The following is a 23,107-nucleotide window of genomic DNA, read 5'->3' as shown; positions in this document are numbered from 1 at the left end:
GGCGGGATCGAGCCCGCCGATGTCGTGACCGTCGAGCACGATACGCCCCGAGGTCGGCTTGTAATTGCCCGAGATCAGGTGGAACAGCGTCGACTTGCCGGCGCCGTTCGGGCCGATCAGCGCATGGCGCTCGCCGTCGCGGATCGCGAGCGACACATCGCGCGTCACCTCGACCGGGCCGAAGGATTTGCACAGACGCTCGAGGACGAGAATGTCGCGGCTCATGCCCGGGCCTCCTGGCGGCGCGCCTCGCGGCGGTTGACGATGGCGACGAGGCCGAGCCCCGCGAGGGTCAGACCGACCGGCACGACCCAGGTGAGCGGCGCGAAAGGCGCCCAGAGATGGCCGGCGAATTCGACCGGGGGCCAGCCGCCCGCCTGACGCGCGGCCTTGTAATCGGTGCTGAAGAAGCGCTGCAGCAGCTCGATCGCGGCGACGAAGCCGGCCGAGGCGACGGCGATGCCCACCGCGCGCGCCAGGAGCGGCAGCGGACGGAGCGGGCCGGCCTCGCCACGCAGCCGGGCCACGATCTCGCCGACGATGCCGCGCGGCAGATACATCATCACCAGCATGAAGATGACGCCCTGATAAAGCAGCCAGCTGCGCGTCAGATCGGAGCTGACATAGCCGAAGAAGGACATTGCCGCCGCACCGATGGCGGGGCCGAAGAACACCTTGGCACCGCCGATGAAGGTGTTGAGCAGCACCGCGGTGGAGACCTGGGTCTCGAGCACGACATAGTTCGCCGCCTCGATGTTCAGCGCCTGGAGCGCGCCCGCGACCCCGGCGAACCCGGCCGAGAGCGCGAAGACGAAGGTGCCGAGCGCATGGGTGTTGTAGCCCAGGAACTTCAGCCGGTGCGCGTTCTCGCGCAGACCGAGCGCCAGCCGCCCGAACGGCGTCAGCGTCAGCCCCCAGAGCAGCGCGATGCACAGCACCGTCCAGCCGAGGACCAGATAATAGACCTCGGTCGTCGAGCCGAACCCGATCCCCCAGGCCGGCATCCGGAAGGCCGAGACCCCGGCCTCGCCGCCGAACACGCCCTTCAGATGCGGCGCGAGCGCATGGAGCAGCTCGGCGAGCGCGAGGGTGATCATCGCGAAATAGGTGCCTGTGCGCTGCGTCGAGAAATACCCCGCCCCCAGCCCCGAGATCAGACCGACCGCGGCGCCGGCGAGCGGCAACAGCGGCGTCGGCAGCAGCCCGTCGCCGCCGAAGGCGTTCATCGCATGGACCGTCGCGAAGGCGCCGAGGCCGAAATAGGCGGCATGGCCGAAGGACAGCATTCCCGCCTGCCCGCACAGAAGCGCGAAGGAGGTGGCGAACAGCGCCGCGATCAGCATCTGCACCGAGGCATTCAGCAGCGCCTCGGACAGCAGCGCCGGCAGCGCCAGAAGAAGGATCAGAACCGCGACGACGGCACTCAGTTTGCGGATCATCGGCTTATTCCTTTTCGCCCAGCAGGCCCGAGGGGCGCACCAGGAGCACCAGCAGCATCAGGAAGAACGGCAAGGTAGCGGCGAGGCTCGACAGCTGCAGGCTCAGCACGCCGCCCGTGTCGCGCGCCCAGTCCCCGAGACCGACCCGCCCGAGCACATCGGCGAGCGAGACGTTCACCCCCACGGCCAGCGAGTTCATCACCCCGATGACGATCGAGGCGAGCATCGCCCCCTCCATCGAGCCGAGGCCGCCCACCACCACCACCACGAAGACCACCACGCCGAGTTCCAGCGCCATGTTGGGATTGGTGGTGTAGAACGCCCCCGCGATCGCGCCGGCGAGCCCGGCGAGGAAGGCGCCGATGCCGAAGATCGACATGAACACCAGGGGCACGTTGTGGCCGAGCGCCTCGACCATGCGCGGCCGGTAGATCGCCGCGCGCACCACGATGCCCACGCGGGTGCGGGTCAGCATCAGATAAAGCGCCGCGAACATCACGAGGGCCACCCCCCCCATGAACAGCCGGTAGAACGGATATTCCATGCCCCCGAGCGCGAAGGCCGAGAAGTTCAGGCCCGACGGCACCGCGTAATCGACCGGGAAATTGCCGTAGAACATCTTGATGACCTCGGCGATGACCACCGACAGCCCGAAGGTCACCAGCAGCTCATGCGCATGGCCGAAGGCATGGACGCGGCGCAGCACGAAACGCTCGACGCAGATGCCGAGCCCGGCGACCAGAAGCGGCGCGAGCACGATCGCCGCCCAGAATCCGGTCAGCGGCTGCAGCGTATAGGCCAGATAGGCCCCGACCATGTAGAACGAGGCATGGGAGAAGTTCAGAACCCCCATCATGCCGAAGATCAGCGTCAGCCCCGCCGAGACCATGAACAGCAGCAATCCGTAGATTACCCCGTTCAGCAGGGCGAAAACGATCTGCTCCATGCGAGATCACCTGTCGTTGAAGTTGCAAGGACATGCCGGCGCCGTCCGCGCCTGCCCCGGATCGCTCCGGGGCAGGCCTCGGCACGGGCCGCGGTTCAGACTGCGGGGGGGGGAGGCACTTGCCCGCCCGGGCAATCAGCCGGGGCGTTTCATCTGGCAAGTCGTCTGAACCGGGTCGGCCGAATCCGCGCCCGAATAGACCTTCAGCGGCCGGAAGCCGTAGTCGGTGCCATCGACCTTGTAGAGCGCATCCTTCGACACTTCCTGAAGGACCATCGACATCTCGGCCTGATGATCGGCCGCGCGCACGCGCAGCGGACCGACCGGGGTCTCGATCCCGGTTTTCTCGATGGCAAGGACGAGCTGATCGGCGCTGACCGGACCCGGCTGACCGTCGAGGGTCTTGAGGGCGGCGGCGAACAGCTCCATCCCGAACACGCCATAGGGTTCGACATAGGCCGGGTAATGGCCGGTCTTCGCCTTGTAATCCTCGGCGAAGGCCCTGGTCTTGTCGTTCAGTTCCGGGTTGAAGGGCGCGGACATCACGTTGCCCTCGGCGACCGGGCCGGCATTGCCGATATTGCCCGGCTGATCGAGGAAGGCGGTGCCGAAACGCACCTTCAGCCTGGCGTCCGAGGCCGCCTTCATCAGCAGCAGCAGATCGTTCGACCAGTTGCCGGTCAGCACGGTATCGGCGCCCGATTGCTGGATCTGCGCCACATAGGGCGAGAAATCCTGGATCTTGTTGACCTCGTGCAGGGTCTCGCCGACGACCTTGTAGCCGACCTTCGGCGCATTCGCCTCGATGATCGACTGCACGTCGACGCCCCAGGAATAATTCTGGTTGATCGAATAGACCTTGTCGCCCATCAGACCCATTTCCTTCATCCCCCGGGTCAGGGTCTGGAAGCGGATCGCGGCGTTGGGGCTGGTGCGGATCGTGTAGAAATTGCACTTGTCGCCGGTCAGCTCCAGCGCCTCGCCGCCAAGATTGAGATAGAGCACTTCCTTGCCCTTGTTGCGCAGGTTGAACTTGCGCACGTCCTCCGAGATCTGCCCCGCCACCGACGAGGAGGAGCCTTGCAAGATCACCCGCGCGCCATCGGCGATGGCCGCCTTGACCCGGTCCGCCGCGCCCACCGGCCCGCCCTGGCTGTCGTATTCGACAAGCTTCACCGGCTCGCCGCGGAAACCGCCGGCGGCGTTGATCCTGTCGATCTCGTATTGCACGGCGGTGCGGTACAACAATCCCGTCGAGGCCTGTGGCCCGGACAGGGTTTCGACCAGCGCGACCTGCAACGGTTCGGCCTGCACGGCACCTGCCCACACGATGGCAAGTGCCGAACAGCACATGGCTGTTTTCAGCATGACGTCCTCCCTGACGTATCCTCCTCCAACTGGTCTGACTGTTCTATGAACTGGTATGACCTGTCAAGAAAAAGGCTGCATGGGGAACACATTCAAAACTGACGCACGGTAATATACATGCAATTTCATTTGCTTGTATTTATGATGCGAGGAAATCTGGTATTACCAGAAGCGTGCTGGACAGACCGAATCGGATCGGAACCCCGGCCGCAAGACAAGGAAGACCGGACCATGGGGAAAGACCTGCCCGAGGAGATCGCGGCCGAGCTGAGCCAGCGCATCGGCCGCGGCGAATTCGCGCCCGGCGCGCGCCTGCCGAGCGAACGCGATCTGAGCGCCCATTATTCCGTCTCGCGTCCGGTCGTGCGCGAGGCGCTGTCACATCTGAAATCCGACGGGCTGGTCGAGGCGAAGGCGGGCGCGGGCGTGTTCGTCACGACCAACCGCGAACCCCGGTTCTTCCGCCTGCCCGATGTCGACATCGACGAGACCGACTCGCTGGCACAGATCATGGAACTGCTGATGGCCGTCGAGGTCGCCGCGACCCGGATCGCGGCAGAACATCGCACGGAAGCTGACCTGAAGAAGATCCGCCGCGAGCTTCTGGGCATGGAATATGCCATCGCCAGCGACCGGCTCGGCGACGAGGAGGATTTCGCCTTCCACCGCGCCATCGTGGCGGCGACGCACAATCCCTATTTCATGTCGCTGTCGCGGCATCTGGAAAAGGGCACGCGCAACGTCATCCTGACCGCGCGCACCAACACGAAGATGAATCTGTCGGTGCAGCTCGATGCCGTGCAGGCCGAGCATCAGGCGATCTATCAGGCCATCGCCGAAAAGAACCCCGAAGCCGCGGCCGTCGCTGCGGCGACGCATCTGCGAAACGCCACCGAACGCGCCCGGATGTACCGCAGACGATAGGCCTCCCAGCCCCGCGATACCCGTTTGCCCGAAGACACCGCCAGCTCCGGTCGCCGCATCGCAGGTGCGGTGCCGCCGGATGCCGGTGCCGCCGGATGCCCCGAAGCGCTGCCCCCGGAGTGCGGCAATGGATTTCCATCATTCACATGAAAATCAATTTCATAACGGCACATACCGGCAGATGAAGGCGATTTTTCTCCTTACCGGAGCACACCCGCCTTTCCCTGTCATCTCGCGATAAGGAACAATTATCAAATCCTTTACGAAGCGACCGCCCCAGGCCCGAAGGGGACCGCCCCCGGCGCCCTGAGCGGCCCCGCCCGCCCGATGGCAGACGCCGTTTGACAGCCGCGGGCTGTCGCACGGTATAACGCGAAGAACGACCGGCACCGGCGCAAGGCGCCGCGGCACGGGGGCGTGGGGTGGCGCAGGGCACGCCCCGGGGGGCTTGGATGGGCAGAATGGACGACACGACACCCCCGGCGGACGCGAAACGCCCGCAGACCGCACGCAATGCGGCGATCTGGTATGGCGAAGACGGATACGAACCGGCGAAGACCGGACTGAACGGGCGCCGGATGGCGGGCTCATCGTTCCTCGACGGGTTCCTGCGCCATGCCGCGATCGACGAGCTGGTCTCGCTGGTCGGCAGCCCGGCCGAAGAGGCGGCGATCTCGGCACGGCTTGCCGCCTCCGGGCGCAGGCTGGCGCACCGGACGGTCAACAAGGGCAATCTGCACCGCATCGCGCCCGTCGGCACGCTGTGCTATGCCTCGCCGCGCTACGACGCGCTGTGCTGGCAACGGCTCAGCCTCGGGGCACGGGCATTCTCGATCAGCGGCATCACCCACACCACCGACACCCGGGGCATCATGAAATGCTGGTTCGACCTGCGCGCCAGCCCGCAGATGGAATGGGACGGGATCGTGTGCACCTCGCGCGCGGTCCATGCCGCGACGGTGCGCAACATCGAGCTGGCCGACGACTTCCTGCGCGAACGCTTCGGCGGCCGGATGCCGGCACGCCCGCAGATGCCGGTGATCCCGCTCGGGATCCATTGCGACGACTTCCGCCCCGACCCGGCCGAACGCCATGAGCTGCGCGCCGAATTCGGCTGGAGCGGGGACGACATCGTCGTCCTCACCGTGGCGCGGCTGCTGCCCTATGGCAAGTTCGACCCGGCGCCGCTGTTCATCGCGCTGCAACGCGCGCAGGAGCGGCTTGGCACGGCGAAGCGGCTGCATTTCCTCGCCTGCGGTTTCTACGGCCCCGAGATGAACCGCAAGATCTTCGAGGACTGCGCGCGCGCGCTGATGCCCGATGTCGGCTATCGCCAGATCGACGGCGCCGCACCTGCACAGCGCCACCGGGCGCTGTCGGGGGCCGACATCTTCGCCTTCGCGATCGACAACACCCAGGAGACCTTCGGCCTCGCCCCGGTCGAGGCGATGGCGGCGGGGCTGCCGGTGGTGGCCTCGGACTGGGACGGGCTGCGCGATACCGTCACCCCCGAGGTCGGCATCCGGGTGCCGACGCGCTCGGTTCCGGCCGGCTGCACCTTGCCCGAAAGCCTCGGCTATCTGGCGGGGCGGCTGAGCTATGCCCAATACGGCAACCGGCTGTCGTCGATGGTCGAGATCGACCTGGCCGCGATGACGCAGGCCTTCGTGACGCTGGCCAGCGACGCAGAGCTGCGCCGGCGGATGGGCGCGGCCGGACAGCGCCGGGCCCGGCAGGTCTACGACTGGGCCGCGGTGATCCCGCAGTTGCAGGACTTCTGGCAGGAGCTGAGCCGCATCCGCACCGCCGCGTTGCCCCCGCGCCGCGCCGCGCCCTGGCTGCGCAACCCCGTCGCCCCGCTGCCGATGGATCTGTTCGCCTCCTACCCGAGCGGGACCTTCGCCGACACCGGCGCGTGCTTCGTGGCCGCCGCCACGCCCGAACGGCTGCACCGGATCTGGCAGCTGCGCCGCCACGACGGCATCGGCAACCCGTTCGAAAGCCTGAAGACGCTCGACACCGTGTTGCGCGCCGTCGCCGGGCGGGGCCCTGCCGGCACGAGCCCCGCCCGCCTCGCACAGGAGCTGCGGCTCAACGCCGACACGCTGACGCGGTGCTGGCTGTTCTTGCTGAAATTCGGGCTGATCCGCCCCGCGGAGCCCGCCCCCTCCCCCCCCGGCCAGACGCCGATGCCCCCGTCTTCCCCCCCGATGCCGGGAACATGACCACCGACAGGACGCACAGCATGGACAACGACATGGACATCCGCATTCACATCGAGCGCCCCGAGGGCAGCCCGAAGGCCGGCCCGGTCAGCGTGGGCTGGTTCCTGATCGACGACAAGAGTTCGATCGTCATGTTTCCGCCCGAACGGGTCAGCTTTCGCGACACCAACCGCAGCCATGCGAAATCGGCGGCGCGCTGCCCGGGGGTGATCCAGCTCGAGAGCCGGTATTTCATGATCCGCAGCCCCTACGATCTGCACATCGGTTTCGAGCGCGACGCCAAGGGCCAGGCGGTGCTGGTGAACCGCGACGGAGCGGCGAGCGCGGTGCGCTCGAACAAGCTCGGCCAGATCCTGCATCTGGTGAACGAGCGCGAATGGCGCTACCCCGACCGGCCCACGGTGCAGCTCAGCCTGCCCTATTGCTTCGTGTGCGAGGAAACCTGCTACATCACCCAGCTCGATTCCTTCGCCCACTACCGCAAGGATCCGCTGCCCGGCACGATCTTCGGCGGGCGCTTCCCGATCCATGCCTGGGTGCGGCCGCTGATGTGGGCCTTCGAGTGGCACGACACCGGCAAGGACCTGATCGTGAAGCGCGGCGATCCGCTGTTCTATTGCCAGTTCGAAGCCGACGGCCCCGACCGTGCGATCCAGCTCGTCGCGGTCGAGCGCACCCCCGAGATCGAGACCTGGCTGAAGATGATGACCGGCGTGTCGGGGCTGGTGAACCAGACCTTCAGCCTGTTCCGCGCCGCCGAGGCCGCCCGCCCCGAAAATCTTCTGGTTCCCCGGCGCTGAGCCCGGAAACCGTGACGCGCCCCCCGATGAACATCCTGTTCGTGCATCAGAACTTCCCGGGCCAGTTTCCGCATCTCGCCCGCGCGCTGGCCGGGCGCGGGCACCGGGTGCTGGCGCTGACCGCCGAAGGCAACCGCCGCCCCTCGCCGGTGCCGGTGGTGTTCTACCGCGCCCCCGCGCCGGTCAGCGTCGATCCGCCGCTGACCCGGCTTTATGCCGAGGTGTCCGAACGCGGACTGCGCGCGGCGCGCGCGGCGCGCGTGCTGCGCGATCGCGACGGCTATCGTCCCGATCTGATCGTCGGCCATCCCGGCTGGGGCGAGACCCTGTATCTGAAGGAAGTCTGGCCCGAAGCGCGGTTGCTGGTCTATGCCGAGCTGATGTATCGCAGCACCGGCAGCGATGTCGATTTCGACCCGGAATTTCAGCGCGACGCGTTCACCCGCCGGATCTCCGCCACCGCGCGCGGCGCGCATCTGCTCCAGACCCTGGTGCAGGCCGATGCCGCGATCAGCCCGACGGCGTTCCAGGCCTCGACCTTCCCGGCCGGGCTGCGCGACAAGATCTCCGTGTGCCACGACGGTATCGACACCGACGCGATCCGCCCCGACCCCGGGGCCAGCTTCGCCCTGCCCGGAAGCGATGTGACGCTGCACGCGGGCGAGGAGGTGCTGACCTTCGTCAGCCGCTCGCTCGAACCCTATCGCGGCTATCACAGCTTCATGCGCGCGCTCCCCGCGGTGCTGGCCGCGCGCCCCCGCGCCCGGGTGGTGATCGTCGGCGCCGAGGGGCAAAGCTATGGCCCGCCGCCGCCTTCGGGAAGCTGGAAGCGGATCTTCCTCGACGAGGTGCGCGACCGGATCGACCTGTCGCGGGTGCATTTCACCGGCCGGATCGCGCGCCCGGCGCTGACGGCGCTGTTGCAGGTCAGCCGGGTGCATTGCTACCTGAGCTATCCTTTCGTGCTGAGCTGGTCGCTGCTCGAGGCGATGGCGGCGGGGGCGATGGTCGTGGGCTCGGATACGGCGCCGCTGCGCGAGGTGATCCGCGACGGCGAGAACGGCCGGCTGGTCAATTTCTTCGACATCGCGGGCCTGGCCGCGGCGCTGAGCGCGGCGCTTGCCGATCCGCAGCGGTTTCAGCCCTGCCGGGCGCAGGCACGCGCCGACATGGTGGCGCGCTACGATCTGAACCGGGTCTGCCTGCCGCGGCTTCTCGAGATTATCGGGCGCGAAACGGCCCGCGCCCCTGCGCCTGAACGCTTTCCCGATTGACGAATCGGGAGAGAATCATGTCCTTGAATAATGATGAAAGCCTTCCTATGGACAGTCCGTTCCCTGCATCGGTGGCCCGGGCGGGACCGGGTTGCAGACCGTTGTCCGGTACGCTTTTCATGAAACGGGTATCGAGGAACGGCGCGTTGCGCAGGCAGCACGCCCAAATGTAACGATGGATCCCACCGCCGGGTGCAGACCGGACCGGGCGATCCGGTTTGGCGAGTGAACGGGATGGCGACGAATAACGGAACCCCAGGGAACGATACCATCACCGGCACCAACAGTGCCGATCGATACTCCGGCAATGCCGGCAACGATTCTCTCACCGGGGCCAATGGCGACGATACGCTTTACGGCGGCACGGGCGAGGACTCGCTTTACGGCGACAACGGCAACGACCTGCTCGGCGGCAACGACGGCAACGACATGCTGTATGGCGGGGCCGGCGCCGACACGCTCTATGGCGATGCCGGCAACGACACGATCGCGGGCGGGGCGGGCGCCGACGTCATCAACGGCGGCACCGGCATGGATTACGTCGACTACAGCAGCTCGACCGCCGCGGTGAACGTCAACCTGACGACGAATGTCGGCTCTGGCGGCGATGCCGCGGGCGATACCTATACCGGCATCGACGGGGTCTATGGTTCGGCCTACAGCGACACGATCACCGGTTTCGACGGCAGCAGCAACACCGGCGGCAACGACGATTATACCAACATCTTCTATGGCAACGCCGGCAACGATTCGATGTCGGGGCTGGGGGGGAACGACATCCTCTACGGCGGGGCCGACAGCGACACGCTGTCGGGAGATGACGGCAACGACTCGCTTTATGGCGATGACGGCAGCGACCTGCTCTATGGCGGCAACGGCACCGATGCGCTCTATGGCGGGATCGGCACCGACACGCTCTATGGCGGCGAGAACGACGACAGCCTGCAGGGCGGCAACGACGCCGATACGCTTTACGGCGGCAATGGCAATGACGTCCTGGGCGGCAACGACGGGGCCGATGCGCTTTATGGCGATGACGGCAACGATATCCTGAACGGCGATGCCGGCAACGACCAGCTGTTCGGCGGGCTCGGCACCGACACGCTCTATGGCGGCGAGAACGACGACCTGCTGCAGGGCGGCAACGACACCGATACGCTCTATGGCGGCAACGGCAACGACATCCTGGGCGGCAACGACGGGGCCGACGTGCTCTATGGCGATGCCGGAAGCGATCTGCTCGACGGCGACGCCGGCAACGATACGCTTTATGGCGGGATCGGCACCGACACGCTCTATGGCGGCGAGAACGACGACAGCCTGCAGGGCGGCAACGACGCCGATACGCTTTACGGCGGCAACGGCAATGACGTCCTGGGCGGCAACGACGGGGCCGACGTGCTCTATGGCGATGCCGGAAACGACGTGCTCATCGGCGATGCCGGCAACGATACGCTCTATGGCGGCGACAACACCGATCTGCTCTATGGCGGCGAGAACGACGACAGCCTGCAGGGCGGAAACGGGGCCGATGCGCTTTACGGCGACAACGGTGCCGACACGCTCGGCGGCAACGACGGCGACGACATCCTCTATGGCGGGGCCGGCAACGATGTCCTGAGCGGCGATGCCGGCAACGACACGCTCTATGGCGGCGACAACGCCGATATCCTCTATGGCGGCGACAACGCTGACAGCCTGCAGGGCGGAAACGACGCCGACGGGCTGTTCGGCGGCAACGGCAACGACGTTCTCGGCGGCAATGACGGAGCCGATGCGCTCTATGGCGGCGCGGGCGACGACACGCTGAACGGCGACGCCGGCAACGACCAGCTTTACGGCGATGCCGGAAACGACCAGCTGTTCGGCGGGGACGGAAACGACCTGCTTTCCGGCGGCGCGGGCGTCGATCTGCTCTATGGCGGGGCCGGCGACGACACGCTGAACGGCGACGACGGCAACGACATCTTCACCGACACCGCCGGCAACAACGTCATCTACGGCGGCAACAACTCCGATCTGATCTATGCCGGCAGCACCGCCAACGACACGATCTATGGCGGCGAGGATGCCGACAATTCGGATATCGACGTGCTCGCCGTCGACACCTCGGTGCGCTACAAGGTCACCTACACCAGCACGGATCACGAAGACGGCTATGTCACCTATTCCGACAACGCCGGAAATGTGATCTCGACGACCCATTTCTACGGCATCGAGCGGGTCATCTGCTTCGGCGCCGGCACGCTGATCGAGACCGAGGCCGGCCCCGTTGCGGTCGAGCGGCTGCGCCCGGGCGACCGGGTGCGCACCCTCGACGCCGGGTTCCAGCCCCTGCGCTGGAGCGGGGCGCGCAAGATCTCTGCCGCAGAGCTCGACGCGATGCCGCAGCTGCGCCCGATCCGCATCCGGCCGGGCGCGCTCGGCGCCGGATTGCCCGAACGGGAGCTGATCGTCTCGCCTCAGCACCGGGTGCTGGTGCGCTCGAAGATCGCCGAACGGATGTTCGGCACCCGCGAAGTGCTGATCGCGGCCAAGCATCTGACGGGCGTGAAGGGCATCGAGATCGCCGCGGACATCGCCGAGGTGACCTATTGCCACTTCCTGTGCGACACCCACCAGATCGTGTTCGCGAACGGGGCGGCGGCGGAAAGCCTGTTCACCGGCCCCGAGGCGCTGAAATCCGTCGCCCCCGAAGCCCGCGCCGAAATCCTGACGCTGTTCCCGGAACTGGCCGAAGATGCCGCCGAGCGGTATCCGGCGGCGCGTCCCCTGGTCCGCGGCCGTCCGGCCCGCAGCTTCGCCAAACGCGTCGGAAAGAACCATCAGCCGCTGCTGGTCTGAGCCTCTCGCCACGCCCGCACCTTCCTTCTCATGGCCGCTCCCCGTCGGGGCGGCCATGTTCTTTCCCGCGGCCCGGACGGCCCCGCCACACTGTTCCCCACAGCGACGTTCCCCACAGCAAAATTCCCCACCGCGAAAGCTGCGCCCGCTCCCTTGCCGGGCGGGGCGAAACGCGGCATCCTCGGGGACATGAAACCCCCCGTTCCCCTGCCGCTCCCCGCTCTCTCCCCCGAAGAGGAAGAGGCGCTTTCCGATCTCTACCGGCGCGGCACGCCGGCGAATACGCTGCGCGCCTGGGAACGCGATCTGGTCTATATCGCGGCCTGGAAGGCGGCGGTGTTCGGCGCCCCCCTCGCCTGGCCCGAGGACGAGCGCGTCGCGCTGCGCTTCGTGCTCGACCATTCGATCGACCTGACCGATCGCGCCGGCACCAGCGCCCATGACGCGGCGATGGAGCTGATCGCGGCCGGGCTGCGTCGCAGCCTCGCCTGCCCCTCGCCCGCGACGCTCGACCGCCGCATCGCCTCGTGGCGGGCGTTTCACCGGATGAAGAACCTGCCCTCGCCCTTCGAGGCGCCGCTGATCCGTCAGGCGCGCGCCAAGGCGCGGCGCGCCGCCAACCACCTGCCGCAGCCGAAATCGCCCCGCCCGGTGACCCGCGATCTGTTGAACGCGCTGATCGAGACCTGCGACGGCAGCCTGCGCGGCATCCGCGACCGGGCGATGCTGATGCTCGGTTTCGCGAGCGGCGGCCGGCGGCGCAGCGAGATCACCGGGCTGAGGCGCGAGGACATCGACCTCGAGGAATTCGACGACCGCGGGCTGATCTGGATCCGGCTGCTGGAGACCAAGACCACCGCGAAGGGCGAGGCGCCGCGCCTGCCGCTGAAGGGGCGCGCGGCGCGTGCGCTCGTCGCCTGGATCGACCGCGCCGCCATCGCCGACGGGGCGCTGTTTCGCCCGGTCAGCCGCGCCGACCGCGCGCTCGTGCGCCCGCTCGGCCCCGATGCGATGCGGCTGATCCTGCGCTACCGGCTGAAATGCGCGGGCCTGCCCGAGGATTACGCGACGCCGCACGGGCTGCGCTCTGGCTTCCTGACGCAGGCCGCGCTCGACGGGGCGCCGTTGCAGGCGGCGATGCGGCTCAGCCTGCACCGCTCGGTCACCCAGGCGGGGCGCTACTATGCCGATGTCGAGATCGAGACCAACCCCGCCACCGATCTGCTGGACTGAGCGAGAAGAGGGCAGGTGCACCATCACCCCGACGGCATCGGCCACGTCCCGCGCCCCCCGTCTATCCGGGCAAATCCGTCATTGTCGTACATGCCCCCGGCTTGGCTCCGAGAGACGGACGGGTCGTGCCATAGAGCATGGCCCGCCGCCACAGATCTCCATCGCGGCCCATCTCCTGCTGATGATAGCGCACCGCCTGCTCGAGGCTGTCATGCGGGCTCACCGACGCCGCAAGCAGGGCGTCAACGGCCGCGACCCAGCCGAATTCAGCCAGCTGGCGCAGGCCGTGATAATGCAGCAACCGGGTCTGAGGGCCAGCCATCCGGGTCGTGCAGTTCCAGTCCGGCGACAGCAGCCGCATTCCGCCCCAGGACAACGCCGCGGCTGCAAGCGCGATGGTATCGAGCCAGGGCCGCGTCTTCGGCAAATCGGGTATCGCATCCAGACGGCGCGACAGATCGTGCCAATACCGCCCGAAACCGCGCCCGTCTTCTCCGCCGGCCAGCGGAAACAACACCATTCCGGCATTGTAGATCGGGATCGACACCTGCCCCGACAACAGCCGCACCGGCGCCGGCACTGCCGTTCCCGCCGTGCCGAACAACAGTTCCCAGGCCCGCGGATCGGCGGACCAGCCATTGACCGTATCGAGACACAGCGACACGCGCCCCGCCACTGTCTCATCGAGAAAATGAGACGGCCGCATCAACAACGTGTCAGTATCGAGAAACAGCCCCCAGTCTCCACCGCCGTCCGCGACGGCCGCCGCAGCGACCAGCTTGTTCCCGGCCGGATAGCCATCGGCGAAATCATTGACGATCGGACGGATCTCGACCTCACAACGATCCATGAAGGCAAGGGTCTCGGGGTGTAACCCGTCAAGCAGCCCCGAACGGCAGTAGCCAACCAGCCGGGCCGGATCGAGACAATTCAGCCGCAGCGACGAAACCAGAAGATGCGCCTGAAGTTCGAGGGGCCCGGGCTCGATCATGAAGAAGATCGTGAGTGCCCGATCCGGCCGCAGAATCGAAAAGGCCTCAGGCCGATCCGTCCCCGGGCGGCACGGCATGGCGCCGGGCAGAACCGGAAGACGCATCTCGGACGGGTTGATCCCGAGATCGCGCAAAAAGGTGTCGACCAGCGGTCCGGACCCGACCACCCCGACTCCCGGCCTGACGACAAACTGGCCATGCGTCAGACCCTTCTGCATCCGGCGACACAGTTCGATCTGCCTGTCCTCGGCCAGATCCGCGCCCTCCGGCCCGGTGACCCCGGATGGAGCGCGATGCAGCACAAGAATGATTTCGTCCGCCTCGAACCCCGCCAGAAGTGCCGGCAGCGCTCTCCCCACGAACGGACAAAGCCCGTCCATTCTGCTCCCGGAGGGACAAAGCCCTTCGTCCTGAAGCATCACGATCGTATCGCAGCCGGCAGCCGTCGCCGCGGCACGCATTTCGCGGTTCACCTCAGCCAGACGCCCGGCGATACCGGCCAGCTCACCGGAGGAACCCCCTCCGGCAAGAACCGACATGTACTGTCCGCGGACGTCGAGGATCTGCTTGAACGCCATGTTCGCGACGAAGATCCCACGCGTGCGCAAACGCCTCAGGTTAGCACTGACCGCTGCAGTCAGAATTTCCGGCGTCAACAGTTCCGGACCGGCCTGAAAGATAACTCTTGTCATTGGACACTGGTCCCTGAACCGCAGATCCCGCTATGTGGCAGATTAGCAGCTGGCCCCAGTTCCCGAAAGGCGCGGCCACATGAAAGGCACCGGGATCAGTATGCACGGAAGGCGATCTCCCGCGCAAGGAATTGCCCGGGCATCGCAACGCGCTGTTCAGGCTGACAAAGCATGATTGTCGCCACGCAGATCATGCTGGCGATTCCCGATGCGATCACGGAACTGCCGGATCGGGTTCGATTTCCGAAAACAGTCGCAGCAGCCGCAGCGCCTCGGGCTGCGGCAGAACCGTGCTGTCGGAACAATGGCGCAATGCGGCATAAAGCTCGTAGCCCGCGCGGCTGTGCAGCATTCGCCGCGCCGCCGCACGGTGCCACTCGCATCCCGTTCGGTGCAGATCGGCAAGTCCGGGGATCGTCAGCAGCTGCGCGATCTCATCGGCCAGCGCCTTCTGGCGAGGCAGCGCGGCGAGGTTCGGTTCGGTATTGTAATTGCGCTCGACCCAATAGGACAGATCGACGGGCTTGTCCGCCCGGTTGGGCAACCCGCGCAACGTCTTGACGAGAAACGCCTCGGCCGAGCGCAGCGAATAGTGATGGATCTCGGCCAGCGCGCGGCAGTCATCGAGCCCGATCAGCGACAGCCGCCCCGGGTTTTCAGCATAGAGCGGCGGCATCGCGCGACCGCTGCCATCGCGCCAGGACACCGGCCGCGCCCCGGCGCGCTGCGCCGGGCGGTGCACCCCCGGCCCCTGGAACGCCGCCGGCCGGAACACCGTCTTGAAGAAGGTCGCCGCCACCGGATGCAGCATCCGCGCCGGGGCCGAGCGCAGGAACTGCGCCGTCACCGGCCGGTCGGCGAAGCCGGAGATCCCGGCATTGCCGAACAGCCGCCACGGCAGCGCCACGGCATCGGTGCCGCCCTCCTGATCGCGCGCCTCGGGCCAGGGCAGTTCCGCCCCGGGCAGATGGGCGAACAGATCCTCCAGCCGGCCCGCCCCGACATGGATCACCGGAAACTCGTCCAGGTCCGAGATCAGCACCCAGTCCGCTTCCTTGCGTGCCGGGTGGCGCCACATCCGGCGCAGCGCCTGCCACTGCACGCCGCGCGGCGGGCCCTGCGCCCCGTCGCGCGCGGGCTGGGGCAGATGCGTCACCACCCCTGCCCGTTCAAGCAGATCGAGCATGGCATCGGTGCCATCCTCGCAATCGTTCGAGCAGATCAGAAACCGGTTCACCCCGATCATCCGGTGCCAGGCCAGCCATTCGATCAGATAGGGCGCCTCGTTGCGCACCGATGTCATCGACAGGACAACCGTCATGGCGGCCCCTTCCGCAGGAGGTTTCAGCACACGGCCCCGGCGATGCCGGCCTGCCGTTCCAGACGCTTAGCACGCAGGCAGGACGCGCCGCGACAGCTTTTTCCGGCAACCCGGCGCAGAAAACCTCCGGGGCGGTCTTTCGCTCCGGTGCGATCCATGGCTAGGTTGCCCTGTTCCCTGCGGCTTTCCGGTATCTGTGTTCATGACCTCCATTCCCAGGCGCCTCGGCCATATCTGGATCGGGCCGAAACCGGCCCCCACGGTCTGGATGCAGAGCTGGCCCGAGAAACACCCCGACTGGTCCTATACCGTCTTCGGCAACGAGACGCTGACCGGCTATCCGTTCCGCCTGCGCAAGCTGATCAACGAATATGTCGCGCGCGGAGCCTGGGCCGGGGCGCAGGACATGATGCGTTACGAGTTGCTTCATGCCTTCGGCGGCTTCATGGCCGATGCCGATGCGATCTGCCTGCATCCGGTGGACGAGCTGCTGCACGGCGCCAGCGCCTTCACCGTCTATGACCGGCCCGAGACCGATCCGTTCCGCGGCGTCTGTCCGATCCTCGCCTGTGCGCCCGGCGATCCGTTCGTCGGCGCGGTGATCGACCGGCTGGCCACGCTCGAGCCGTGGGAGCTGCGAAAGCCCGAGGTCTCGACCGGCAACCGTTTCCTGATGCGCATGATCCGCGAGCTGGCCCCCGGCCCCGAGGCGCTGCACATCTGGCCGACGCATTACTTCATCCCGTGGCAGAAAAGCGCCCCCGATGTCTGGTACGACGGCCCCGATACCATCTATGCCGAGCAGAAATGGGGCACCTCGACCTGGGCCTACAACCGCGAGGCGACCGCCGGGGAACAGCTGAGCGGCGAACGACTGGCCGAGCGTCTTGGAACGATCCACCGCAGCCTCACCCGGACGGCAGGCACCGTCCATGCGCCGGCGGCTGCGGTGACAAAGCGCCAGCAGGCCGCCACCGAGGCCACCGCACGCGTGCCGGCCCTGCTGGCCGGGCCCGAGCTGCGCCATGATTTCGAAGCGCTCGGCCATGCGATCAACGCGGCGATGACCGACGCCGGCTTTCCGATGCGACCGCACGGGGCGTTCTTCTTCCGCCACATGCAGAACGACAGCATCACAAGCGGAAGATTGCGCAGCCGCTCCGATACGGTGCGGCGCACACTGCTCGGCTGGATGGCGACGGCGCGCAACGCGCTGCTGATCGGCTTCGACACCGGGCATCTGGCGCTGAGCGCACTGCATCTTGCACCAGAGCTGCGGATCACCGCGATCGACGCCGGCCGCTGGCGTGTCGAGAAAGACCCCGACCCACCCCGGCGCGACACCTATCTGCCCCCGGCCGCCGACTGGCTGATGCAGCGCTTCCCGGACCGGGTCCGGGCGGTCATGGCCGATGAGGCGGAGGCTCTTGCCGAGATCGGCGTGACAGCCCCCGGCGATGACCGGTTCGACCTGGTGCTGTTCGCCGAACCTGACATCCGGGCTCTGCGCAGCTATGCAGCGCTGCGTCCGATGCTGAGTGACGATGCGCTGGTGATCTCCGCCGAGCCCGAGGCGGCGGGAGCGCAGGATTTCCTGACCCGCCTGCTGTTGCAAGGCCTCGTCTGCCAGCCGATCGTTTCGGACAGCTTCGGCCCCGGCCGTGGCAGCCTGGCCGTCACCATGCCGCGCCCCTGATCCGCCGATCGCCCCGCCCGAAGGCCTGTCGCCCCCCACGACCGTTTGTTCACAACCCAACCGAGAGAGAGCCATTCTGGGCCCATCGGCTCGGGAAATCCTCCGTTCGCACGCAGATCGTGAAAGAGCAGGACATCGGCCTGCCCCTTCATGTCTACAGCGGACGGGGGCCCAGGCTGCGACAAATGCACCTGCCGGGCGTTCATCTGCGCCATTTCGACGCCCTGTCCTTTGACGACTGACTGAAGAAGAACTGCGACCGGGTCGAGCGCCGGGTTCTCGTTCCGCGCGCGGGTGACAAGCGCATGGCCATGGCGCAGCTGGTGCATGACACGTTGCACCGCTCCGGGCGCGAGGGCGCGCGCGATCTGTTTGAGCGCCTTTACGGCATCGGTGACGCAATGCTGCGCCAGGGCCTGAAAGAGGGTCTCATCATCGAAAGACCGCCTCTGTGACGCGAGAGGGGTCGCCCGGGCGCCCCGCAACAGCACTGGCATGGGGACCGGGAACCGATTAGGGTCCACATACTCTCGGTCTTTTACGGTTCAGGATTTTCCGATGGCAGAAACCCGCCGCCCCGTCGCCTCGCTCTGGATTGGCGAGAAACTGCATTATCTGAACCAGCTTTGCCTGAAGTCGCATCTGCTGCACGGCCATCCGGTCACGCTGTATTGCACCGATGACGTCCGCAACGCCCCCGAAGGCGTCGAGATCCGCCCCGCGACCGAGATCATGGACATCGACATGAAACTGGTCGAGGGCACCTCGGCCTCGTTCCTGTCGAACGTGTTCCGCTACAAGATGATCCGCAAGACCGGGGCGATCTGGGTCGATTGCGATGCCTTCTGCCACAAGCCCTTCCCCGACGAGTGGGAGTGGATCTTCGCCGGCCACGGGATGCGCGGCGCGCTGAACTGCGGTGTCGTGGGGCTGCCACGCGAATGCGCGCTGATGGATCAGCTGATCGACTATTACGACAACCTGCCCGACTATCCGGCCTGGTGGAACAAGCGCCAGCGCAAGCAGATGGACAAGCTGAAGGAAAAGGGCGGCGCGCTGTCTCATGCCGAGATGATCTACAAGACCGAGCGCACCGCCTTCGGCCCGCAGGCCTTCACCTGGTTCGCCCAGCAGACCGGAGACATCGAACGCGCGATGAGCCCCGACGTGCTCTATCCGGTGCCGTTCCAGCTCAATGACATCTTCTACGACCCGCATGGCCGGGTCGAGGGCTGGTTCACCGATCAGACGGTCTCGGTGCATCTTTACACCAACGGCACCAAGCCCTGGTGGCGCAAGAACCCGCCGCTGGCGAATTCCTATGTCGCGCGGATGTGCGACGAGGTCGGCATCGAGCCGGCTGCGGCGCTCGAGGAGTAAACCCGCGCACCATGGCTCTCGCCCCGCATGTCAGCCCGCATGGCACGGTCATGGCCGTGTCGATGATGAAGGACGAAGCACCCTATCTGCTCGAATGGTTCGCCCATCATCTGGCGATGGGGTTCACCGACATCCTCGTCTACACCAATGACTGCACCGACGGCACCGTCGAGATGCTGCAACGCCTTGAGGAGCTCGGCCTCGGCCATCACCGGCCGAACGACATCCCCGAGGGGATCAAGCCCCAGCCCTCGGCGCTGAAATACGCCCAGGAAGAGCCGCTGGTGCGCGCCGCCGACTGGGTGATGGTGTTCGATGCCGACGAGTTCCTGTGCATCAACCACCCCTCGGGCACGCTCGACGGGATGCTCGATGATGCCGTGGCACAGGGCGCGACCGGGATCGTCGTCACCTGGCGGATCTTCGGCTCGAACGGGGTGATCGAGTGGTCGCGCGCCCCGGTGACCGAACAATACACCCGTGCCGCGCCGCCCTTGTGGAACAAGGGCTGGGGCGTCAAGACGCTGTTCCGCTTCGATCCGGAGTATTGGAAGCTCGGCATCCATCGCCCCTCGATCAAGGCGAAGCATCTGGAAGACGGCTTTCCCGACACGGTGAAATGGCTGAACGGCTCCGGCCAGCCGATGGAGGATTACTTCAAGTTCCGCGGCTGGCGCTCGATCCGGCGCACGCTCGGCTATGACTGGGCGCAGATGAACCATTACGCGATCAAGTCGGTCGACGCCTATGCGATCCGCAAGTTCCGCGGCAACGTGAACAACAAGAAAGACAAGTACAACGCCGATTACTGGGCGTTGCAGGACCGCAACGAGGTTCCCGATACCCATATCCTGCGCCATTCCGCCCGGCGCGCCGAAATCATGGCCGAGCTGCTGAAAGACCCGGTTCTGGCGCAGCTGCACGAAGCGGCGCTTGCCCGGATCGAGGCGCGGCTGGCCGAATACAAGACCACCGAAGCCTATGCCACCTTGCGCGACAGCCTGATCGCCGCCGGCAAGGTGCCGATCACCGAGGTCGAGGCGAAACCGCCCCAGGCGCGCGACCCGGCCCGGATCGCCGCGCTGATGAGCAAGGTCGAGAAGACCTCGAACGACAAGCGCGCCGCCGAACGCGCCGCCCTGCCGAAAGGGGCGGAGCCGGCCCCGGGCTGGACCGCCGCGGGGGCGCCGCTTTACGTGCCCGGGCGGATAGACCTGTCGGCACCCGCCACGCCGGAGTGGGTGCCGAACCAGGAGATCGACCTGCCCGCCGATCCGCGCCTCTTCAGCCCCGAAGCGGTGATGGCGGTTCTGGCCGGCAAGTTCGACCGCCGCCACGCCCGCAACATCGAAGGCTATCTGACCGGCTGCCGGCGGGTTCTGGATCTGGGCGCGGGCATCGCGCTCGCGGCGATGAAGGCGGTGCGCACGTTGCCCGGGCTGACGGTGATGGCGCAGGACAGCCAGCCCGGCATGGCCGCTGCGGTGGCGCTGATCCGCGCCCGGGCCGGAGAGGCGGGCGCGCCTCGGCTGCGCTTCGTCGACGGGCCGCTGCGCTTTGCCGGGGACGGCGAGGGCGAAGCCGGGGGGCTGAGCGCTTATCTGAAGGATTTCCAGCCCGATGCGCTGCGGATCTCGGCGCGGTCCGGAATAACCCCGGACGAGCTCGCGGCACAGGACCCGGGACGGATCGCGCGGGTGATCGTGCCTTTCGAAACCGAGGCCGCGCGCGACGATCTGCGCCGTGCGTTCGGACCGGTGCTGCGCGACAGGGGATTCATCGAAGCCGAAGAGCGCGCCGAGGCGGGATCGCTGCAGTATGACCGTTCGAAAAGCGGACCCCCGGAAACCGCCTGAGCGGCAGACTGCATGTCCGGACTGCTCCGACTTCGGTCCGGCCCTCCGCCTCAGCCCCAGCCGCTGATGCCACTTTGCAGATCGGCGAAATCCTCGCGGTCGAGATAGGCCTTCACCGTCTCGCGCCGTGCGAAAGTGTCACGCAGAAACGGTTCCAGCCGGCGGGTGCGCATCCGTTCGTCGCGGCGCGGATCGAACCCGAGGGGCGAGGACTCGCCCAGCAGATCGAGCCAGCCCCGCGTCCCGAGAAAAACCCGCATCGCCTCGAAGGCGGCAGGCGGCAACAGGCGCAGCCCGTCGCGCCAGGGCTTGAGCGGGCCGGTGAAATGGATCAGCCGCGGCCGACGCCCGTCGGTCAGCCCGTAGACCAGATCGGACAGCTGCCAGTTCCAGCCTGCAGACAGCTCCGCCCAGGATCCGGCGACGACGGCATTGAGTGCCGACTGATCGCCGAAACGGCACCGTTGCGGCGTGTCGCGCAGGAAATCGCAGCCACGACGCGAGATCTGCGCCCGCGCATAGGCTGCCCCGTCGGCCACGAGCACACCGGAATTGAAGTACCGCTGCCCGATCCCGGACGAAAGTGCATTGGCGTAGCGTTCGAAGAACGGCCGCGAAGCCCCGGTCCAGAACATCGCATCGCGCACAGCTCCCAGAACCGCGCCATTCAGCCTGACCCGGGCCAGATCGGCCAGAGATCCCCAGGACTGAAAGACATCGCCATCGATGTAGATCACCCGCTCATAGGCCGGTGCCAGCTCTTCGAGCGCGAGCAGACGCAGCATCGCTGCAGCCGGGACATGTGCCTGTGCGCCCTGCGCAAAATAGTCCGGCAGCGCCGCGATGCGATGGCAGCGGATCTCCCCGGGGATCGCCGCCAGAATGCGCGGATCGGGACTACCCGAGAGATAAAGGTGATGGTCGATCTCCTGCCCGGTATCGAAGGCGATCGAGCGGGTCAGCACGAACAGGCTCTGCCAGGCCCAGTTGGCATCCGAGGACGCGACGACCGCGATGCGCCGGCTCATGTCGCGGGCGTCTCCAGCTGCGCCAGCGCCTTGTGCGCAAAGAGATAATCGTCTTGCTTCAGCAGCACCTGCGCGACCGCGCGGATACGTGCCGGATGGCCTTCGGCGACGACTGTTTCCATGAAGGCCCGCGCCCATTTGCGCACGCCCCGCCGGGCGCGCATCGCGCGCCAGAACGCCGGTCCCGGGCGCCCCTGCGCCAGCACATCTGCGATCAGCGGGGCCAGCGCACCGCATTTCATCACCACCCGGATCGCTTCGTGGGTGCAGTGGTCGATGCGGACGCGGACCACATTCGGCCCGTCGAGACGTGCCGCGTGCAGCCGGTCCTCGATCACCCGGGCATCGTAAATTACCACGACCCGGCCGAGATCGGGGATTGCCCCGGCCGCGTCGCGCAGCCCCGGACCGTCCCAGTCGGTGCGCCGCGCCGCCCACTGGAAGCGATGCTCGAACGGCACCAGATCGGGGGCCATCGTCGATTGTGGCGACAGTGCCAGAACCATGGCCCCCGGCACCAGCCGCGCCAGAACCAGCGCCCCCATTCCCCCCATCGACGCCCCGACGAACAGCACCCGGTGAAACCGCCGGAAGAACCCCGTCGACACCAGCCGGCGCAGCAGGTCTTCGGCATCGGGGTTACGATACCAGTCCTTGGCCATGCTCTGCACGCCAAGCACCGAATATCCCATCGCAAGAATCCGGTCACGCAGCCAGGGCGGACGCGGATAAGGGGTGTCGATGGTCGAAAGATTGTCGAGCGTCACGATCAGCACGTCCCGGCCCGGCTCGAACCACAGCGCGGCATGATCGGCCAGCGCGCGGAACGGCGCATCGGGTCTGGCGGCCTGCGGAGACATGAGCGGGGGCAGCGCCGGATCCGCCGGCCCGGAAAGCGCAATGGCCCTGGCGGCATGACGGGCATCGTCGGTTGAAACCACGGTAGCTCCTGCTGTTCCGATCCGCTACAAAAGGCGCAATGGTCTTCGGGTGTTGCAGACCCGGGGCATGTTAACAAGGCTGGATCCGCAGTGTCTACCGACGAGAACCGACAAGCCCCGCCCCGGACTTCCCCCGAGACCCCTTCGG

Annotated in this window: 18 protein-coding genes; 10 read left to right on the top strand and 8 right to left on the bottom strand. The window is 67.0% G+C overall.

Features of this window, described 5'->3' with window-relative positions; all coding sequences use genetic code 11:
- The 4 genes from CG50_RS12265 to CG50_RS12250 all read right to left on the bottom strand — a co-directional run.
- Positions 1 to 225: ATP-binding cassette domain-containing protein (locus CG50_RS12265; RefSeq protein ID WP_036638794.1), on the bottom strand; the 225-nt coding region annotated here is incomplete at its 3' end.
- Positions 222 to 1,439, bottom strand: coding sequence for a branched-chain amino acid ABC transporter permease (locus CG50_RS12260; RefSeq protein WP_036638791.1), 1,218 nt, complete (start codon positions 1,437 to 1,439; stop codon positions 222 to 224). The genes CG50_RS12260 and CG50_RS12265, both read right to left, overlap by 4 nt.
- 4 nt (positions 1,440 to 1,443) lie before the next feature.
- A complete protein-coding gene (locus CG50_RS12255) occupies positions 1,444 to 2,385 on the bottom strand; it encodes a branched-chain amino acid ABC transporter permease (protein ID WP_036638790.1) in 942 nt (313 codons plus the stop codon).
- A gap of 135 nt (positions 2,386 to 2,520) precedes the next feature.
- On the bottom strand, positions 2,521 to 3,753 hold the full coding sequence (locus CG50_RS12250) for a branched-chain amino acid ABC transporter substrate-binding protein (RefSeq protein ID WP_051909976.1): 1,233 nt from the start codon (positions 3,751 to 3,753) through the stop codon (positions 2,521 to 2,523).
- Positions 3,754 to 3,984: 231 nt separating this feature from the next.
- Between CG50_RS12250 and CG50_RS12245 the strand changes: the two genes are divergently transcribed.
- The 6 genes from CG50_RS12245 (at position 3,985) to CG50_RS12220 (ending at position 13,053) form a co-directional block, all read left to right on the top strand.
- Entirely contained in the window at positions 3,985 to 4,677 is a 693-nt protein-coding gene (locus CG50_RS12245) for a FadR/GntR family transcriptional regulator (protein WP_036638788.1), read from the top strand.
- 461 nt (positions 4,678 to 5,138) lie between these two features.
- On the top strand, positions 5,139 to 6,902 hold the full coding sequence (locus CG50_RS12240) for a glycosyltransferase family 4 protein (RefSeq protein WP_036638785.1): 1,764 nt from the start codon (positions 5,139 to 5,141) through the stop codon (positions 6,900 to 6,902).
- A 20-nt stretch (positions 6,903 to 6,922) separates the two neighbouring features.
- Positions 6,923 to 7,702, top strand: coding sequence for a hypothetical protein (locus tag CG50_RS12235; RefSeq protein ID WP_245615714.1), 780 nt, complete (start codon positions 6,923 to 6,925; stop codon positions 7,700 to 7,702).
- Positions 7,703 to 7,728: 26 nt separating this feature from the next.
- Positions 7,729 to 8,976 carry a glycosyltransferase gene (locus CG50_RS12230; protein ID WP_036638782.1) on the top strand — a complete coding sequence of 416 codons (1,248 nt, stop codon included), beginning with the start codon at positions 7,729 to 7,731 and terminating at the stop codon, positions 8,974 to 8,976.
- 234 nt (positions 8,977 to 9,210) lie between these two features.
- Positions 9,211 to 11,820 carry a Hint domain-containing protein gene (locus CG50_RS12225; protein ID WP_051909975.1) on the top strand — a complete coding sequence of 870 codons (2,610 nt, stop codon included), beginning with the start codon at positions 9,211 to 9,213 and terminating at the stop codon, positions 11,818 to 11,820.
- Between the two features lie 189 nt (positions 11,821 to 12,009).
- On the top strand, positions 12,010 to 13,053 hold the full coding sequence (locus tag CG50_RS12220; protein WP_036638828.1) for a tyrosine-type recombinase/integrase: 1,044 nt from the start codon (positions 12,010 to 12,012) through the stop codon (positions 13,051 to 13,053).
- Between the two features lie 61 nt (positions 13,054 to 13,114).
- On the opposite strand, the gene CG50_RS12215 is transcribed toward CG50_RS12220, so the two are convergent.
- Together CG50_RS12215 and CG50_RS12210 are read right to left on the bottom strand one after the other, a co-directional pair.
- Entirely contained in the window at positions 13,115 to 14,737 is a 1,623-nt protein-coding gene (locus CG50_RS12215) for a hypothetical protein (RefSeq protein WP_152559509.1), read from the bottom strand.
- A gap of 214 nt (positions 14,738 to 14,951) precedes the next feature.
- Positions 14,952 to 16,058: a glycosyltransferase family 2 protein gene (locus CG50_RS12210; RefSeq protein WP_051909974.1), complete on the bottom strand. Its 1,107-nt coding sequence runs from the start codon at positions 16,056 to 16,058 to the stop codon at positions 14,952 to 14,954.
- A 202-nt stretch (positions 16,059 to 16,260) separates the two neighbouring features.
- Between CG50_RS12210 and CG50_RS16285 the strand changes: the two genes are divergently transcribed.
- From CG50_RS16285 to CG50_RS12195, 4 genes are all read left to right on the top strand, one after another.
- Positions 16,261 to 17,754 (top strand): glycosyltransferase family 32 protein, encoded by a 1,494-nt coding sequence (locus CG50_RS16285; protein WP_051909973.1) that lies wholly within the window; start codon positions 16,261 to 16,263, stop codon positions 17,752 to 17,754.
- A 305-nt stretch (positions 17,755 to 18,059) separates the two neighbouring features.
- On the top strand, positions 18,060 to 18,209 hold the full coding sequence (locus tag CG50_RS17095; RefSeq protein ID WP_161785406.1) for a hypothetical protein: 150 nt from the start codon (positions 18,060 to 18,062) through the stop codon (positions 18,207 to 18,209).
- A gap of 103 nt (positions 18,210 to 18,312) precedes the next feature.
- Positions 18,313 to 19,134 carry a glycosyltransferase family 32 protein gene (locus CG50_RS12200; RefSeq protein ID WP_036638779.1) on the top strand — a complete coding sequence of 274 codons (822 nt, stop codon included), beginning with the start codon at positions 18,313 to 18,315 and terminating at the stop codon, positions 19,132 to 19,134.
- A gap of 11 nt (positions 19,135 to 19,145) precedes the next feature.
- Positions 19,146 to 20,990, top strand: coding sequence for a glycosyltransferase family 2 protein (locus CG50_RS12195; protein ID WP_051909972.1), 1,845 nt, complete (start codon positions 19,146 to 19,148; stop codon positions 20,988 to 20,990).
- A 50-nt stretch (positions 20,991 to 21,040) separates the two neighbouring features.
- Here CG50_RS12195 and CG50_RS12190 read toward each other — a convergent pair whose 3' ends face one another.
- Both CG50_RS12190 and CG50_RS17090 read right to left on the bottom strand, forming a co-directional pair.
- Positions 21,041 to 22,018 (bottom strand): glycosyltransferase family 8 protein, encoded by a 978-nt coding sequence (locus CG50_RS12190; RefSeq protein ID WP_036638776.1) that lies wholly within the window; start codon positions 22,016 to 22,018, stop codon positions 21,041 to 21,043.
- Entirely contained in the window at positions 22,015 to 22,959 is a 945-nt protein-coding gene (locus CG50_RS17090; RefSeq protein ID WP_051909970.1) for a hypothetical protein, read from the bottom strand. Before CG50_RS17090 ends, CG50_RS12190 begins: the two co-directional genes overlap by 4 nt.
- Between the last annotated feature and the right edge of the window lie 148 nt (positions 22,960 to 23,107).

The sequence above is a fragment of the Paenirhodobacter enshiensis genome (assembly GCF_000740785.1).
GTDB lineage: Bacteria > Pseudomonadota > Alphaproteobacteria > Rhodobacterales > Rhodobacteraceae > Rhodobacter > Rhodobacter enshiensis.
This window is presented reverse-complemented; position numbering and strand designations above follow the sequence as displayed.